Origin of the sequence: Okeanomitos corallinicola TIOX110 (assembly GCF_038050375.1) — a bacterium.
Lineage (GTDB): Bacteria > Cyanobacteriota > Cyanobacteriia > Cyanobacteriales > Nostocaceae > Okeanomitos > Okeanomitos corallinicola.
On sequence record NZ_CP150886.1, the window covers coordinates 4,880,802 to 4,897,297 of the forward strand.

The following is a 16,496-nucleotide window of genomic DNA, read 5'->3' on the forward strand; positions in this document are numbered from 1 at the left end:
CAACTATCCCACACCACTACCAACATCAAAACTTTGGGGTAAATATGTATCTGTCACCTTGCACCAAGGACAAGTGATATTAATAGAGTTTTGATATTCAGGACAACAATGAACATGACCATTAGAACACATTCCCCAGAGTGAATTACCACAATAAGGACAAGGTTGAAAACCTAGTAATTGACTGGTCGAAACTTGTAATCCTGGTGTTTTTTCTCCTTCTGCAAATTCAAAGTTTTCTAAAGGATGGGCAGCAACAGCTTGATAAACTGGTTTATTACTGCTGCCCAATAAATCTATTTGATCAATAATTTTGGTATATCTCAATAGATAAAAAGCACGATTTTGAATACATTTAGAGTGAAGGAAAACATGACGATCTGATGTGGTAAATTGCTGTTGTTTTCCAGTTTGCTGGATTTCAATTTCTTCAGGCAGGGCGGGTAAAGAAATTCCTTTATTTCCTGAACTTTCCAGTCTTTCACTGGTGGTAGAAATAGAAGCAGAAATCCATTTAAAAAATCTAGAAAAACTGCTAGATGTTGCTTGCTTTAAAACAATAACTGTTTCGGTAATTCGACATAGTTTATTGGTGTCTGCATCGGGTCCACAAGCGACACCAATCACATTGGCTTGTTTACCAACAATATTATTTCTGACGTGATCAGCAATGTCTTCCCATCTATCGGTAGGTTCTCCATCTGTGAGAATAAAACAAATAGGTTTATAGTCTCCTTTTTGTGTTGCTGAACTTTTCATTACCTCCCTTTCCATACATTGTGTCCACAGTTCTAAAGCAGACCCCATTGCTGTACCAGAACCTAAAACTAATTCAGGAATTTGCAACTTTAACAAGTCTGTCAGTGGTATGATTTGTTTGGCTTTACTAGAAAATGTAATGATGCTAATAGTCACAGTTTCTAATGCTGTGGGATTTGTTTTTAATTCCCCAATCATGGCATTTAAACCATTTCCTAGAGAAAAAAAAGCATCACCAGCCATAGATTCCGAACAATCTAACAATAAATAAATGGGTAAGCGTCGCCAATAATTTGACATCCATTTTTCTCCATTCAAGGAAATAAGAATTAAATATTTTTCAGCATCATTACTTTAGCTTTTACACAGTGAAGATGCTTTCTATTTATTTTTTAAAAATCACAGGTTGGCGAATTCTTTGCCCATAAACTTCTAGTTCAAACCATTCACAACTTAGAGGTAAAGAAATAGATACTTTAGCTGGCATTCCATCTGTATATTTTTTGATGATATTACCAGATGAATCATAAATAGTACCTGTAGGTGCTACTATCTGATTCTCATCAACAACTTCAGCAAAGATTTGCACTAAAGAAGCCATTTCTTGGGCAATTTTATAATCCCAAATATCAACATCAGTACCTGTATCTAAGTCGTCTAATTCTTCTAATTGTTTTTGATCTATTGCGTCTCCTACTCCAATCAAAACGCATTTTACAGGGTTATGCTGACCAGATGTGATATCTTGAGCTAACTGTATAGTGTATTTTTTGACTCTATCTAAATCATAAATGCGTCCATCGGTGATAAAAATAAACATTCCCCGTTTTGCATCTACAAATCTCTCTACAAAATATTTGACAGCAGGTGCAAGTATGGTACTCATCCCAAAGTTCACAGTTTTAGGACCGGTGACATCCAAAGTAGAACATTCACTAGCTGTAAAATCACCTAAAACTTCAAGATCAGAGCCTGAACCAGAAGCCCAATAAATCACAGTTGTACCACCATTAGCATCGAGATTTTCTGCTAAATAAGATGTGAATTGTTGAGCTAAAGGTTGGACAATGTTAGGAGTAGTTTTAACATATCCTTTTTCTATGGCATCTTCGTATGCTTGTTTCTGAAATACGTTAACTTTTCTACCTTCTTCAACCTTAGATTCTACCCATCCTTTTGCCTCATAATCAACAACTATATCCGGGGGAATTTTTCCCTGTAATTTGCGTCCATACAAATCTTTCATAGATGCACTAGCATCTAAAGCCACACCAGTTTGCCAACCTTCTGCTTCTTCTCCTTGGGGTTCCATCAAAATAGTGAATAAAACTTCTAAATCTTGACCATTATTACTAACATTTACTTCTCCAAATTCTTTGGCAATAATGTTACTAGGAAGTTGGCGATGTTCCATATTTTTAATTCCTTATCAAAATCTTCAGCACTTTATAATTTTGCCAATGCTTCAGAAATATCTTGAGTTACACTTCCTCCAGGAAATTCTAAAGTAAAGGAATTTGAACCTGATGGTAATTTGAATTTAAGTAATGCTGGAACACCATCAGAATATTCACGACAAACTTGACCAGTTTGATTTAAAATTCTGCCAGAACCCATTACAATCATGTCTTCAGAAACAAGTTCTTTAAATACTTGTTCTAACTTATTCATATCACTAGCTAATTGATGATCCCAAAGGTCTATTTCTTGTCCTGAAGCATCTTTAATGGGATGATCTTCAAACATATCATCTAATTCATCCATTTGTGCTGCGTCTACATCTTCTCCAACTCCAATCAGAAACAGCTTCATAAAGGGTCTCGCACCACTAGCTATTTCTTGGGCAAACTGAACACTATATTGCTTAACTTCTACTAAATCTTCGATAATGCCATCGGTGACAAATACACAAAAAGCAGCAGGTTTTTTAACTCCCATGGCTGGAGCATTTTTATATTTTTCTACTAAATCTTTTAGAGGTGGTAATAATTTTGTACCTCTTCCCCAAGGTAACTTTTTAGGACCTGTAATAGCTGTATTTTGTATACTTTCCTCGTCGAATTCACCAACATTTTCTACTTTTGAACCATCAGGACTACAAGCCCAATAAATTAAATCTACTTTACCATTAGAAGAAAAGTTAGATAAAAAACTAACCATGGTTCGAGCTACTGGTTCGACTACATTAGGAGTACCAGCTGCCATGGCAAAAGCACCACCAACAATACCACTAACTCCATACATCTTTTTCATGGATGCAGAACCATCAAGAGCTAAACCCATCCTTACCCCTTCCAAGTCAGGAACAGTCAGGATGGTAGCAGAAATTTCAAGATTACCATTTTTTTGCTTGTAAACATTAACCTCACCAAAAGGCTCAACCACCTGCGCGCCGGATAATTGCATTATATAATTCCTCTATGTAAAATTAATTGAGTCTATTATAAAAACAAAGCAGTAATATTACGTTTAACTGGACTAAATCCGTTATATTTTTTTACAAACCTAACAACTGAATTAAGTAAGTCGGGGTGAAACAACAGTGTGTCGCTATTAACATCCTTGTCAGTTATAACTGCGATTGCTATCAGTCGTCAGCAATATTTCATTCATATAAGTTAAACTAAATTTGCATTAAGCAAAAAAAGTTCATATCCTGAAAATCCGTAAATCCTAAAAAACCGAAATTCAAATAAACAAACTAGGAGAAACCTTAAAATATTCTCCCAAAGCTTTAGCTTGTGCTTTACTAATTGAACGTTTACCATTTACAACCTCTGAAACCACACCGCTACTAGAACCAAGAATACGCACTAAGTCAGCTTGACGAAGGCCACTAGATTCCATGATGTGTTGTAAAATTTCATGAGGAGTAGATTTATCCATTGGATAATGTTCTTCCTCATAATCTTCAATTAGTTTCACAAGCAATTTATCTAACTTTCGCTCATCTGGAGTCAGATTTTTTTTAAAAGTTAGAAATTCAGCAACTTTTAAAAGACGTTCATACTCTTCTTCTGTTTCAATTACTTGAGGAGCGATTTCTGCTAGTAATTGACTATAGGTTTTATCGTCAAAAGTAATCGTCATTTTTCCATTTCTCTTTATTGTATTCGGCGTGAGTTAGCAAGTATTTGTAGAAAACCTTCTGTGTTTCATAATTAATCCCAACAATTAAACGGTAATTATTACCTTTGATATTGAAAACAGTAAAATTACCAACCCCTTCAGCATCACGGTAAACTTTACGCACATCCTCTAAATTTTGCCATTCAGATTTCTTAACAGTTGTATTCCAATCTTCAATTTGTTTTTTGATATCTGGATATTTTGCTGCATCATTGCGGAGGTTTCCAATGGAAATTAATTTCATAAATTTTCCTTGTTTTAAATAAAATTGGTATTTTCATGTTCTTAGTCCTTCGTGTTTACTTATTTGTGTTATGTTTATTCTCTCGAAATGAGAGGGATATGTCAATGGTAAATTCAGGAATTATGCAAAATCCCTCAAAAACCTCTTCCCTTCGCTTCCTTCGCTTCTATCCCTTCGGGACGCTACGCGAACGTGGTTAAATCTCTAAAAACGCCAAAAAAATCGAAAACCCCTCTTACCTCTGCGTCCTCTGCGCCTCTGCGGTTCATTCCTTCTTAAAACCCTTGACTCCCAACCAACATAAATGTATAATTCATATCAAATTGAAGGGGAGTAGCTGCTGGCAAAAAGCCAGTACATCTGAATCAACATACTGGTGATGAACCTGGTTCAGATGGCAAATAAAAAGTATTTGAAAGCGAGACCTTCACTGAGTTCACATTTAACATTGTGTGAGCTTCAGTGAGGTCATTAAACACCCATTAGAAGCTCCACACAGGTAAAAAATCCTACAGGAGCATCAAAGAGTGTTATCAGCCTTTACCGCAGGTTTATTATTAATTACAATTTCCGAATTAGGTGATAAAACCTTCTTTATCGCCGTCATTTTATCCATGCGACACTCAAGAAAGTTAGTGTTTGTAGGGGTAACGGCAGCCTTAGCGGCGATGACAGTATTATCAGTAATCTTTGGGCAAATACTGTCAGTTTTGACACAGGGTTCAGAAAAATATGTACACTATGCAGAAATAGTATTATTTATAGCCTTTGGCTTAAAACTGCTATACGATGCTTGGAAAATGCCCATTCACGCCGAAGAAGAAGTTATAGAAGAAGCTCAAGAAGCAGTAGAAAAAGCAGAAATAGACAGTCAGAAACAAAGTATCATGTCAATTTTACTGAAATCCTTTGTATTGACATTTATAGCAGAATGGGGCGATCGCACCCAAATAGCCACCATAGCTTTAGCAGCGAGTAACAACCCCATTGGTGTGACATTAGGAGCAATATTAGGACACGCAATTTGTGCAGCGATCGCCGTCATTGGTGGTAAATTAATTGCAGGTAAAATTTCCGAAAAACAAATCACCTTTCTGGGCGGCATTTTATTTATTATCTTCGGTATCTTTGCCACACTAGAAGGAAGTTGAGGTGACAGGTGACAGGTGACAGTTAATTATTTATTCACCCCATCACCCCATCACCCCATCCTCATGGACTAGATGTACTTTCCGGTGATGCAGTGGGGGCAGGAGTAGGTATAGCAGCGGCCTTATTAATTTCATCCTTATACTGAGCAGGAGCTAAAGCCCTAGCAGTATCAAATAAAGGTTTGGACTCATCAACCTTACCCTGTTCTTTAAGTAACATAGCCTTAGCCAAAACAGGACGAAAATCTTGAGGATCTTTCTTAATAGCTTGCTCGTATAAAGAAATAGCTTGAGTATTGTTTTTCTGTAAAGCGTAAACACTCCCCAAAAGTACCTGTACTGCAACCACATCAACAGTTCCTGCTTGAATAGAATTAGCTTGATCTGCGGTAGATAGAGTATCCTTTAATAAACCGATAGCTGCTTCTGGACGTTCCTGACTGAGTTGTAAATTTACCATGCCTTGTAAAGCCTTGAGATCCCCTGGTTGTGTAGCTAAAATAGAGCGATAGGTTTGGGCTGCCCCTTCCTTATCACCGATTTGTTGCTTTGCTTGTGCCAATAACACCCCGTATTCTGTCTGCTGAGGGTTTAACTTAGACAACTTCTCCAAAGGTTCAATCACACCTTGAATATCAGCCATTTGAACTTGGCCATTTTCCTTTTGAGCTAGTAACTGTAACCTAGCTTCTACCAGACCTTTGAGCGCAGTTTGATTTTCTGGTTCTCGTTGTAAAACTAGCTCATAACCGCGAATTTCATCTGCTAGTTTTGACTTTTGTTCAGAAGAGGAAACACCCGTAGACGTATTAGTAGTATTTTGTACTACTGATGAAGAATCATTTAAAGCTCCCAAAATCGGGATCAGAGAAACACCTAGAAAAGCAGTAACTGCTAAAAGTAATACAACCCGAATTATCCACTTATTACGCGTTTGAGTCACAATTTTTTCCTTTTCAGAAATTTAAACAAAATAAATTGAAATTGATGAGCAGATTCATATTTACATAAATCACAAGATGAAGATTTTGCAAAACTTTGCGGAATACGGTAGTTTGACTGTGAACTTTATAACAAAATAATTATCTAGACTGCTAAAGTAAGTGATGACTTTAGGAGGATCATTCAGAATTGTAGCTATGCTATGCTTCCGAAAACTAGAGTTAAGGCGCTAAATCAAACATTTAGTCTCTAAATGCGAAATTTCGCGCCTTTGTGTTTGCACAGTGACTCTAGAATGGCTAGATTGAAAGGAAATATACTTTAATCAGCCCTAGAAACTTTGTTTCTATCTGCTTTTGTCAAATCCCATAATGGGATATGTCTCCGCCTGAAGGAGTTTTTATGAATTCCGACCTGATGCCATCTTCTGAATCCTCCAATTCTACAGCCCCTAAGCAGGCTACAAATAAAATTGACTTAACCGCTAAGTCACCTAAACCGGAAAATTCACTCGCTCACTCTAGCGAGACAGATAATAACGGGAATTTTGCCCAACGACAACAACCTATTCCACCTCCGAGTGAACCATTGCAATATCGAGCAATTGGCTTGGTTCGGGGGTGCTACCGTGCCAGCAGTGAACAATTTACCCAAGGAACACTGGTTACAGCTGATGGTGTAGAACTCAATGCCGTCCTTTTAGGTCGGATTATGAGTTTAGTGAAAAATCACCTAGATTTAGAACAACAACATCTGTGGGTAGTTTATCCCCGTACCAGACAAGAAAATGATTCACTGCACATCCAAATTGTCGGAGTTTGGGAGCCAGAAAATTTGGCTAAACACTCTCCAGAGGAGGATGGTAAAAATTCTGGTTCTCAAGTTTTAGAGAAATCAGAAAATGGTGGTACTAAAAAATCTACTCGTCAAAAATCTGCTAAAGAAGAAATTCCCCAAAACCCAAAAGTGTCCTCAGACATACCGGATGGGAATTTTTCTGTCCGTGGCGAGGTGGTTTACCAATCCTTTGATGCTAAAAGTTTAGTAGTTAAAATCAAGCAAGCCCCCCGGAAACCAACTGATAAACCTAAATATTTTAAGTTGAAAATGCGGGGTGTGCTGGCTACGAAAGCTGTAGGCAAGTTTTGGGATTTCCAAGTCAAGCGAGAAGCTGATGTATTGATGGTAGAAAGTGCAGAGGCGATCGCTGATTTACCGAAAAAACGTAAACCACCATTTAAAGGTGGGCCACGCGCCGGTGTAGGAAGACGACCATTTCCCCCCAGACGAACTGGAGATGCGCCCTCACGTCCTGTTAGGAAAAATGGAGATATCTCCGCAGGTTCTAAACCCATACCAAAAACCCCTGCTCCTAAACCAGTCAAAAGGCCAAAACCACAAGATAATTCGTAATTGATAATTCGTAATTCGTAATTAATCATTCAATTACGAATTAAGAATTAGTAATTATTTAAAAGTCTGTCCAACGGTCTTGGGGTAAAAATACTCTGTCCATTGGTATCGGAGCGACTGGTTCTGTGAGGGTAAATGTGCCAGCTTGTATCCACTGTTTTAACTCTTGGGCAACTTGTCTGGAGAGAAATAAACTAGCTAAAGGAGCAACTCGCACCGCTTTACCCTCTATGGGAATACGTCCTGATTTAAGTTGAGCATAAGTGACTAAACCAAAGGTGGGACGAACCCGACGCGGAATAGAAAAATCTACTATTGGTGCTACTAAGTCTTGATCTTGTACCGCACAACGTTCAATTACAGTTTCGTTTAAAACAGGCAGTGGCACACCCACACCCAACATTAAAGACGGTCCAGAACTTTTGAAGTAGCAACCCCTTACCCAACGACTATCCATTTGTTTGGCATCACCAATTAAAGCTAAGGTGGCTGATGGTCCGATGGGTGTACGATTAGCTAACCGTTTTTGGAGGGGGAAGTGCTGTGTACCTTCCCAAGCAACATAACCGATTCCACCACCTAAAAATATTTTTGTACCAATTCCCACAAGTTGTAAATCGGGATCATTGAACAGGGGAGAAATTGCCCCAGGGTTAGAATAAACTGCATTACCTAAACGTGGTTGTAAAGGGCCTAAATAAGTATGAAGTAGGCGATCGCCACCGTTTACACCAATAATAAAATTTTGATAAAGGTTACGAGGATTAAATAAATAAAACTGATTGATGGTTTCACGGGTAACACTGGTTTCAAAAGTTGCCCTGGGATAACAGTCTGTAACTTGTCCTAATGCTCTTACTTGTACAGGTTTACCTGCAATCAAGTCTTCAATCACATGACCACCACCCCGTTCTCGAATTTCTTCCCCTTCCATTGTTTCTGCGGCACAACTAGCACCTAAGTATAAATCTACAGCCCCAAAACCAGAATATGCTGGGACTCCATCTAACCAACAACGGCGAATTTTTATAGGTGGATCAGTATGTCCCAAATTAATTATTGCCCCACTAGACTCCATCGGTTCAAATGTGCCAGTAGCAATAACATCAACTTCTTTTGTTGCTTTAGTAATACCAATTTCTGCAACTTGTTTTTTTAATTCTTCAACTGTCCAGACTACAGCGCGTTTATTGATAATTTTTTCGTTAATTTCGGTAATAGTTCGCATTTTTATGGTAATTAATTTGATTTTTTTGTTATCTCGCAACAAATAAATTATAAATATTTTAATTATATAATTATATAAATATAATATCCCCCTTCCGTAGTTGAACAAATAATTAGGGAAGAGGGATAAAAATTAGATAATTAAATATTTGCTTGTGGTTTTAAGCAGCAGCTTTTTCCTCAAGAGGTTTAAAAGTCTTTTTGGTAGCACCACAAATAGGACAACTCCAATCTTCGGGAATGTCTGCAAACGTTGTACCAGGTGCAATACCAGAATCAGGATCACCAACCACAGGATCATAAATCATACTGCATTGTCTGCAAATCCATTTTTGAGTTGCGGGATCTTCACCTGCGACTCTAGTTACAGGTTGTCCTCCATTTAACACTTCTAAAGCTTCAGTGTAGCGATCTGCGTGATAATTTTCGATGAATTTTAACAACCCAAACCGATGTGCAGCTGAACGAAATGTATCAGCGTGTTCGCCAGATTCTTGTGCTTGTTTGAGAAATTCTTCCGCTGCGGGATTATCTCTGTCACTTTGGGCAGCGGCAGCAAATTCAGGATACATGGTAGTGTATTCATAGGTTTCGCCTTCAATGGCCAAAGACAAACAGCGAGATATAATTTCCCTTTTCTGTTCATCAGTTAAACTAGCTGCATCTTTGACAGCTAATTCTGGATGTAGTAGTTCAAAATGAGCAAAAGCGTGTTCAGTTTCTTGATCTGCTGTTTCCTTAAAAAGTTTTGCTAAGTCTGAAAAACCCAGTTTACGCGCTACATTTGCAAAAAACAGATACTTACGATTTGCCATCGACTCACCACCGAAGGCTGACTCTAAGTTGTTTAGTGTAGTAAAATTTGACAAATCCATAATTTGTAGGTGTCTATGAAGTGATGTTGAATGGGAAAAACAGACTTTTAAACTTGGTCAGATCAGGTAATAGGAAAATATTTACAGAATTAAATATTTGCACAATTTGTACAGATTTTTTTCAAACCTGTATTATCCCATCTTTAATTACCCTTGTTGTTAGCTGCTCCAGAATAATTATAAAACTGAAATGTTAATTAGTTAATCTTGTTTATGTAAATTTTTTGCTGAGATTGACAAAATCATGGAGTTTCAACTGTAAAAATTCTTGTTCGAAAAAAGGCGTTTTACGAGTCATATCATCTGCTAGTGCAACATCACCGTCTTACAGTAAATCCACTGGTTACGAAATTTGACAATGGATATAATTTATAAGATGTTATTTTTGTAGTTTACACATAAGTAAAAATTAAGTAAAAATAATTCTGCAATGAACCATTATACGTAATAATCAAGTTACAAATAAATACCAACCATGTACAAACCTAAGTTAACTTAGTATAATTTAAAACTATAGTTCTTAACTCAAAAGCAAAATTGTCAAATTTCTCATAAATTCTCAGAAAATTCCTAAAAATTCCTAAAAATATCCAAAATACAAACATCAGTAATAAATAATGAAAAAAACTGCGCTAATCACAGGTGTTACAGGTCAAGATGGCTACTATCTCAGTAATTTACTCCTGAACAACAACTACCAAGTTGTCGGACTGGTATCTCCTCACCGCCAACCAAATTTATCAAAATTAGGAAGTCTATTAGACAAAGTTGAAATATACACTGTTAATCTACGGAATACTACTGATTTACTAACTGCCGTCGAACAATTACAACCCCAGGAAATTTACAATTTAGCCGCCCCTAGTTTTGTCCCAGATTCTTGGCAAGATCCCCTGGGAACTTTAGACTTAATCACAGGTACAGCGACGAGATTATTAGATGCAGTTCGGCAAGTTGGTTTATCTACAAGGTTTTATCAAGCCAGCAGTTCAGAAATGTTCGGAGACGTAACCACTTCTCCCCAAGACGAAGAAACCCCCTTCCGTCCTAAAAATCCCTACGCAGCAGCTAAATTACACGCTCATTGGACAATGGTTCACCACCGACAACGTTATGGTTTATTTGCTTGTAGTGGTATTTTATATAACCATGAATCTCCCTTACGTCCCCCTCAGTTTGTGACCAGGAAGGTTTCTTTAGCCGCAGCATCCATTAAGTTAGGTTTAGCCCAAACTCTAGAAATGGGTAATTTAGACGCTAAACGGGATTGGGGGTTTGCAGGTGATCACGTTGATGCAATGTGGCGAATGTTGCAAGCTGATCAACCTGAAGAATACGTAATTGGGACTGGACAACTCCACAGCGTCCGGGAATTAATCGCTACAGCTTTTGATTGTGTAGGCTTGGATTGGGAAAAATATGTAGTTGTTAATACTAACCTCTTGAGAGCAGATGAACATTTCCAATTGGTAGCTAACCCTAGTAAAGCTAAAAATAAATTGGGTTGGCGACCTCAAGTTAGTTTTGCACAACTTTTAGAAAACATGGTAAAAACAGATTTGGAAAATTTACAAAGTGGTAAAATTGCCCCATTGGGAAAATAGAGAATGGATAATTTTTATTTTCTATTCTTTCCCATTCATTTTTTTAAATAAAAACTAACGTTACATACTTACTCAAACATAAAATAAAGTGGTAGATAATCATTTATTTGTATTCTTGGAAATCTTCACCCGTGAAGGTGGAATTCAATCCTACGTCAAAGATATTTTTCGCGCCTATTCAGGATTAAACCAAACTTGTAAAGCGGATGTATTTCTATTGCGGGATGGTTCTGATTGTGTGAATCCTTTTAGATCAGAAAATTTAGAATTCCATTATTTTCAAAGTAATTCTGCTAAAGTTGGGAGAATAAAAATGGCTTTAGCTTTACTTAAATATCTGCTGCAAAAACGACCCCAACAGGTTTTTTGTGGTCATATCAAATTAGCAGGATTAATACAAACTCTTTGTCAGCCTTTAGGAATTCCCTATACTGTACTTACCTATGGCAAAGAAGTTTGGGGAACTCTGAAAAATCAAGAAAAACAGGCTTTAAATAATGCTGCTGCAATTTGGACAATTAGCCGTTATAGTCGAGATCAAGCCTGTGCTGCTAATGGAATTGATCCAAAAAAAGTAGAAATGCTACCTTGCGCTATTGATGGTGATAAATTTACTCCTGGAGAAAAATCAGGGGAACTGGTTGAAAAATATGGTTTAAATGATGGCAAAGTATTAATGACTGTTGCCAGGTTATGGTCTGGAGATATTTATAAAGGTGTAGATGTAACAATTAGAGCCTTACCAAAAATTATTCAGGTATTTCCAGAGGTCAAATATTTAGTAATTGGCCGTGGTGATGATCAACCAAGACTAGCACAATTAGCAACAGATTTAGGAGTGAGCGATCGCGTAGTTTTTGCTGGATTTGTTGCCACAGAAGCATTAATGTTACACTATCGCCTAGCAGATGCTTATGTCATGCCTTCTCAAGAAGGTTTTGGTATTGTCTATTTAGAAGCAATGGCTTGTGGTATTCCTGTTTTATCCGGTGATGATGATGGTTCAGCAGACCCACTACAAGATGGTAAACTAGGATGGAGAGTACCACACCGTGACCCCGATGCCGTAGCAGCAGCTTGTGTAGAAATTCTCCAAGGTAACGATCAACGCTGTGATGGCAAATGGTTGAGATCACAGGCGATCTCTATCTTTGGTATAGAAGCTTTTCAACAACGTCTCCAACAGTTACTGACTCCATCAAATTGTCAATAATTCCCAGATGGTCAAAACAAACTTCAGATTGATAGTGAAATCCAAAATCTGAAATTAGATGATTAATATAGAGTGAGAGTATAAAGAAGATTGCACAATGAATTTTAACAATTTACAACAAAATTTTGATAGAATTCGCCCTTGGTTGACCTTATTAGCAATAGGTTGGTTATTAGCATCCATAGGCTTAGGCTGGTTAGTTAATTCCATCCTGATTATTGTGGGGCTGTTGTTAATTACACCAATTATTGCCTTTGTTGGCTTTCGCTGGTGGCTACAACGTAATTTAGTTACTGATAAGTGTCCAGTTTGTGGGTTTGAAATCACAGGCTTAAATAACAGTCAATTGCAATGTCCAAACTGTGGAGAACAACTATCAGTAAAAGACAATAAATTTAGCCGCTTCGCACCAGCAGGAACAATTGATGTTACAGCAGTGGAAGTCTCAGCCAAATCACTCGAAGAGTAATTGTTATTAGTCATTTTATGAGTTATTGGTCATTAGTCGGTTAGAGAACTTTTCTGATTACTAATCACCAAAACCAACCTATTTATTCTTTTGGGAAATAGAGATTGTATAATTATGCTGTCCTGGGGATAAATTACCTATTTTGAGTAGATAATTTCCAGCTTGCCAAAAACCCGCAAGTTCTGGTTTATTTTGGGAATAGTTATCTGCTAATACACAAAAACGTCCCCCAGGCCCATCAATCACCATTGTCGGTTTTCCTTCCCCCTCAACCGTTAACCGCAAATAGGGAAGAGATTCCTTAATCTGGATAATTTGATTAGGTTGGTTAGTAATATTTCCACAATCACTTTGCACCTTCCCCTCTAATGTGCGATTAATTACCAGGGGATCTTTTTTCATTTGACTATCAATAGAAATAACTGGAGTTTGGGAAAAACCGGGTTGATTAAATGCCAAACTCATGATTAAAGTTATGGGAACAAAAGTTAATATTTTTAAAGTCTTCATAATTGGAAAAAATACTCCCTGCTACTAATGTATCAATTGCATTGACAAAAAATATAACTGGTTAATTTTACTGAGGATTTATTTCAGATAGAAAGAAACAAAACTAAATATTACCGTTTCTATATTTTATATCATTGTTACTTGTCACCTGGGATTCTTAGAGGTATATAAGTAAAAGACAGAAGTTAATGGTTTTTTGTTCCCAGAGAATAAAGTATAAATTTTTCCAATCAAGCTGCATAAATTTGTGACTAGACATGAAAATATCCTGAATTTACTGGTAAGAAATAGAAAAATTTTACTGATACCCAAGCTTTCATAACCTTTTTAGCTAAAATCACTAACAAAACCACCAAATGATGAATTTGGTAAGTAGTTTTAGAAATAACGTTCTAGCTGAGGTAAAAAATCATGAATTATCAACCTGAAGAAGAATTAAAACGTCGCCTTCAAGAGTTAGAGGCTGATATGAACTCATTTTCATCAAAATCAAACGAAAATGGAGCGCAACAACAACCAAAAGAATTTAAGTTTGCCAAGTTCAACTCACTGTTAGAGCGATCAAAAACTTGGTTTCAAGGTTTGTCAGGAGTCAAAAAGCTGGTAGCGACTGGTGTAGTAATACTCTTAGCCTTATGGGTACTGCAAACAGTTTTTAAACTTGTAACATCTGTGATCAGTCTGGCACTGTTGTCAGGATTAGTGTATCTCGGATACAAATTCTTTATTTCTAATAGCTTTCAACGTAAGCAATAGACTATTTAAACGCCCCCATAGTGGGGAAACATAAACTCAAAGGAATTATATAATGACAACCCCCAGTGTGAGGAGAAACTCTCATAAATCTAGCCAATCTCAAAAACCAGATAAAGCCCATTTTCTACCTCTATCAACAAGACGTTTAGCCGCTTGGGCGGTAGAAATTACCTTAGTAGTTGCCAGTGGCTTAGTACCCTTTGGAATGGGTGTGTACGCCAACTCCCGCAGCGATGTGAAACGAGTACCCTTGTCACCGATTTTAGTAGTCACAGAAAGAGCGATCGCCAGACCTTTGGCACTACCCATAAGTTACGGTATTCGTAATGTTGCTACTCCCACTAATTTCTTATGGACTGTAGCCTTATTAGCTCCCTTAACACTTTCTGGGTGGCAACTGTACCTACTTGGTAAAACAGGCAGCACCATTCCCAAACGTTGGTTTGGTGTCCGGGTAATCAACGAACAAGGTAAAGCCCCAGGTTTAGGAGTGGCAATTGTTAGAGAAGGAGTAGGGCGTTGGGCTGCTCCAGTTTCCATTGCTTACTTACTGTGGCGTTACAGCTTCGCTTTCCCCAACTTGGGTTTATTCACATTTTTAACGATTTTTATCATACTCGGTGAAAGCACGGGCTGGCCTTCCCAAAAACGTCGTCGAGCCTTCCATGATCAATTAGCAGGTACATATACAGTAGGTATCAACGAAAAAATCCAGCCAGTAAAACCACCAGAAGAAAAGATAAACGAAGTCACACAGTCAGAAAATAAACAAGATATAAAACCCAGTCAGCCACCTTCAGCCATAAATAAAAAACCTCTGAGTCCTAACTTAACATTGTTGGTAGTAGGGGTTATCAGTATGGTAACAGTGTTATCTACTTTAGTAGGCACACAAGTCTACATCCAAACCCAAGAAAGTTTACGCAAAACTCAGCAAATTAATAGTCAAAAGTTTCTGGAACTGATCAAAATAGTTAACCCTGACTCTGGTGCTACCAATGCTGAACGTCAACAAGCAATATTAGCCTTGGGTGGAATTAATGATACGCAGTCTATCAAATTCTTAGTAGATTTACTGGTAAAAGAAACCAACCTCAGCACTATAGATACTATCCAACAAGCACTGACAAACATTGGACCTGGAGCAATACCAGAATTAAAACGGATGAATCTGTTTTTAATGGGAGAACTAGAATCTGGAGGGAATTTCCGTAATATTCGGGAACAACAACTAAGTCTCAACCAACAGGCCATTAACAAAATTATCTCCGTTTACAGTGGCAAAATTAATAACCTTGATTTAAGTAACGCCCAATTGGGTACAAATAGTTCCCAAGACAATTCTTCGTTTAAATTAGTGTTAAAAAATACTGACTTATCAGGAGTTGTTTTCAAATCTGCCAACCTGAATCAAGCTAACTTAAAAGGTAGTCGTTTCCGTAGTCCTGGTGAAGATGGACGCTGGGATACCTATGATGATATTGTTGCTGATTTGAGTAAAACCCAACTACAGCAAGCTGATTTGACAGAAACTAACCTTAGTCGCGTATTGATGAACCGCAGTGATTTAAGTCGTTCCACTCTCAACAAATCTAACCTATCCAATGCTCGGTTAGTAGGTGCAAATCTCAGTAGCACCCAAATGATTGGTAGTGATTTGCGAAAGGTAATTTTAGAAGATGGAATTTTAACAGGGGCAGATATTAGTAATGCAAAATTAATAGAAGCAGATTTATATGCCGCCCATTTAGTCCGTGTTTCTGCCATTGGTACACAATTATCTTATGCCAATTTAACTAACACTGATTGGCAAGGTGCAGACTTATCAGAAGCTTATTTAGATTATGCAAATCTCAGTAATGCTAACTTGAGTACCACTCGGTTAAGCGGTGCTGTTTTACGCTCTGCCAACTTACAAAATGCTAACTTACAAAATGCAGATTTAAGTCGTGCAGACTTACGAGGTGCAAATTTAGATGGTGCCGATTTTCAAGGTACTATACTCTCTCCTGGTAAACACAATCCTGAAGATAGTTTTGTAGAAACTTCCGATTTGGGTTCAAAAGCTGCCATAGTTGAGGGTGTTGATTTTAGCCGAGCTAAAAATTTAAATTCGCAACAACTAGCATTTATTTGTACAAAAGGTGGTATCCATTCCCGTTGTCCATAATGACAGGTGATAGGTGATAGGTAAGAACTTTTAA

At 37.5% G+C, this 16,496-nt stretch carries 16 protein-coding genes; 7 read left to right on the forward strand and 9 right to left on the reverse strand.

What is annotated here, in order from left to right:
• Positions 1-3: 3 nt before the first annotated feature.
• The 5 genes from WJM97_RS21500 to WJM97_RS21520 all read right to left on the reverse strand — a co-directional run bounded on the left by WJM97_RS21500 (position 4) and on the right by WJM97_RS21520 (position 4,132).
• Complete coding sequence (locus WJM97_RS21500) at positions 4-1,059, reverse strand: TerY-C metal binding domain-containing protein (RefSeq protein WP_353930797.1); 1,056 nt, start codon at positions 1,057-1,059, stop codon at positions 4-6.
• 85 nt (positions 1,060-1,144) lie between these two features.
• Positions 1,145-2,173 (reverse strand): vWA domain-containing protein, encoded by a 1,029-nt coding sequence (locus WJM97_RS21505; protein WP_353930798.1) that lies wholly within the window; start codon positions 2,171-2,173, stop codon positions 1,145-1,147.
• 32 nt (positions 2,174-2,205) lie between these two features.
• Positions 2,206-3,165, reverse strand: a complete 960-nt coding sequence (locus WJM97_RS21510; RefSeq protein ID WP_353930799.1) for a hypothetical protein — start codon at positions 3,163-3,165, stop codon at positions 2,206-2,208.
• Between the two features lie 282 nt (positions 3,166-3,447).
• Positions 3,448-3,849, reverse strand: a complete 402-nt coding sequence (locus WJM97_RS21515) for a helix-turn-helix domain-containing protein (RefSeq protein ID WP_353930800.1) — start codon at positions 3,847-3,849, stop codon at positions 3,448-3,450.
• Positions 3,833-4,132 carry a type II toxin-antitoxin system HigB family toxin gene (locus WJM97_RS21520; protein ID WP_353930801.1) on the reverse strand — a complete coding sequence of 100 codons (300 nt, stop codon included), beginning with the start codon at positions 4,130-4,132 and terminating at the stop codon, positions 3,833-3,835. The genes WJM97_RS21515 and WJM97_RS21520 overlap by 17 nt, the downstream gene beginning before the upstream one ends.
• 527 nt (positions 4,133-4,659) lie before the next feature.
• Between WJM97_RS21520 and WJM97_RS21525 the strand changes: the two genes are divergently transcribed.
• Positions 4,660-5,283 carry a TMEM165/GDT1 family protein gene (locus WJM97_RS21525; RefSeq protein WP_353930802.1) on the forward strand — a complete coding sequence of 208 codons (624 nt, stop codon included), beginning with the start codon at positions 4,660-4,662 and terminating at the stop codon, positions 5,281-5,283.
• A 61-nt stretch (positions 5,284-5,344) separates the two neighbouring features.
• Here WJM97_RS21525 and WJM97_RS21530 read toward each other — a convergent pair whose 3' ends face one another.
• The gene (locus WJM97_RS21530) at positions 5,345-6,226 is read right to left on the reverse strand and encodes a tetratricopeptide repeat protein (protein ID WP_353930803.1); all 882 of its coding nucleotides are present in this window, start codon (positions 6,224-6,226) and stop codon (positions 5,345-5,347) included.
• 401 nt (positions 6,227-6,627) lie between these two features.
• Between WJM97_RS21530 and WJM97_RS21535 the strand changes: the two genes are divergently transcribed.
• The gene (locus WJM97_RS21535) at positions 6,628-7,638 is read left to right on the forward strand and encodes a hypothetical protein (protein WP_353930804.1); all 1,011 of its coding nucleotides are present in this window, start codon (positions 6,628-6,630) and stop codon (positions 7,636-7,638) included.
• A gap of 58 nt (positions 7,639-7,696) precedes the next feature.
• On the opposite strand, the gene WJM97_RS21540 is transcribed toward WJM97_RS21535, so the two are convergent.
• Both WJM97_RS21540 and WJM97_RS21545 read right to left on the reverse strand, forming a co-directional pair.
• The gene (locus tag WJM97_RS21540; protein ID WP_353930805.1) at positions 7,697-8,866 is read right to left on the reverse strand and encodes a homocysteine biosynthesis protein; all 1,170 of its coding nucleotides are present in this window, start codon (positions 8,864-8,866) and stop codon (positions 7,697-7,699) included.
• Positions 8,867-9,026: 160 nt separating this feature from the next.
• Positions 9,027-9,740 (reverse strand): rubrerythrin family protein, encoded by a 714-nt coding sequence (locus WJM97_RS21545; RefSeq protein WP_353930806.1) that lies wholly within the window; start codon positions 9,738-9,740, stop codon positions 9,027-9,029.
• Positions 9,741-10,357: 617 nt separating this feature from the next.
• On the opposite strand from WJM97_RS21545, the gene WJM97_RS21550 reads away from it, so the two are divergent.
• The 3 genes from WJM97_RS21550 (at position 10,358) to WJM97_RS21560 (ending at position 13,026) form a co-directional block, all read left to right on the forward strand.
• On the forward strand, positions 10,358-11,344 hold the full coding sequence (locus WJM97_RS21550) for a GDP-mannose 4,6-dehydratase (protein WP_353930807.1): 987 nt from the start codon (positions 10,358-10,360) through the stop codon (positions 11,342-11,344).
• A gap of 88 nt (positions 11,345-11,432) precedes the next feature.
• The gene (locus WJM97_RS21555) at positions 11,433-12,557 is read left to right on the forward strand and encodes a glycosyltransferase (RefSeq protein ID WP_353930808.1); all 1,125 of its coding nucleotides are present in this window, start codon (positions 11,433-11,435) and stop codon (positions 12,555-12,557) included.
• A 97-nt stretch (positions 12,558-12,654) separates the two neighbouring features.
• On the forward strand, positions 12,655-13,026 hold the full coding sequence (locus tag WJM97_RS21560) for a hypothetical protein (RefSeq protein WP_353930809.1): 372 nt from the start codon (positions 12,655-12,657) through the stop codon (positions 13,024-13,026).
• 78 nt (positions 13,027-13,104) lie between these two features.
• Here WJM97_RS21560 and WJM97_RS21565 read toward each other — a convergent pair whose 3' ends face one another.
• The gene (locus WJM97_RS21565) at positions 13,105-13,536 is read right to left on the reverse strand and encodes a hypothetical protein (RefSeq protein WP_353930810.1); all 432 of its coding nucleotides are present in this window, start codon (positions 13,534-13,536) and stop codon (positions 13,105-13,107) included.
• A 411-nt stretch (positions 13,537-13,947) separates the two neighbouring features.
• Here WJM97_RS21565 and WJM97_RS21570 point away from each other — a divergent pair, with 411 nt between their 5' ends.
• Positions 13,948-14,292, forward strand: a complete 345-nt coding sequence (locus WJM97_RS21570; RefSeq protein WP_353930811.1) for a hypothetical protein — start codon at positions 13,948-13,950, stop codon at positions 14,290-14,292.
• Positions 14,293-14,344: 52 nt separating this feature from the next.
• Complete coding sequence (locus tag WJM97_RS21575) at positions 14,345-16,462, forward strand: pentapeptide repeat-containing protein (protein WP_353930812.1); 2,118 nt, start codon at positions 14,345-14,347, stop codon at positions 16,460-16,462.
• The last annotated feature ends 34 nt before the right edge of the window (positions 16,463-16,496 follow it).

Bases quoted from the DNA above. Each gene is read 5' to 3' on its own strand.
- WJM97_RS21565 (WP_353930810.1), bottom strand. From the start codon at position 13,536: ATGAAGACTTTAAAAATATTAACTTTTGTTCCCATAACTTTAATCATG.
- WJM97_RS21515 (WP_353930800.1), bottom strand. From the start codon at position 3,849: ATGACGATTACTTTTGACGATAAAACCTATAGTCAATTACTAGCAGAA.
- WJM97_RS21505 (WP_353930798.1), bottom strand. From the start codon at position 2,173: ATGGAACATCGCCAACTTCCTAGTAACATTATTGCCAAAGAATTTGGA.
- WJM97_RS21570 (WP_353930811.1), top strand. From the start codon at position 13,948: ATGAATTATCAACCTGAAGAAGAATTAAAACGTCGCCTTCAAGAGTTA.
- WJM97_RS21535 (WP_353930804.1), top strand. From the start codon at position 6,628: ATGAATTCCGACCTGATGCCATCTTCTGAATCCTCCAATTCTACAGCC.
- WJM97_RS21575 (WP_353930812.1), top strand. From the start codon at position 14,345: ATGACAACCCCCAGTGTGAGGAGAAACTCTCATAAATCTAGCCAATCT.
- WJM97_RS21560 (WP_353930809.1), top strand. From the start codon at position 12,655: ATGAATTTTAACAATTTACAACAAAATTTTGATAGAATTCGCCCTTGG.
- WJM97_RS21540 (WP_353930805.1), bottom strand. From the start codon at position 8,866: ATGCGAACTATTACCGAAATTAACGAAAAAATTATCAATAAACGCGCT.
- WJM97_RS21500 (WP_353930797.1), bottom strand. From the start codon at position 1,059: ATGTCAAATTATTGGCGACGCTTACCCATTTATTTATTGTTAGATTGT.
- WJM97_RS21510 (WP_353930799.1), bottom strand. From the start codon at position 3,165: ATGCAATTATCCGGCGCGCAGGTGGTTGAGCCTTTTGGTGAGGTTAAT.
- WJM97_RS21520 (WP_353930801.1), bottom strand. From the start codon at position 4,132: ATGAAATTAATTTCCATTGGAAACCTCCGCAATGATGCAGCAAAATAT.
- WJM97_RS21550 (WP_353930807.1), top strand. From the start codon at position 10,358: ATGAAAAAAACTGCGCTAATCACAGGTGTTACAGGTCAAGATGGCTAC.
- WJM97_RS21545 (WP_353930806.1), bottom strand. From the start codon at position 9,740: ATGGATTTGTCAAATTTTACTACACTAAACAACTTAGAGTCAGCCTTC.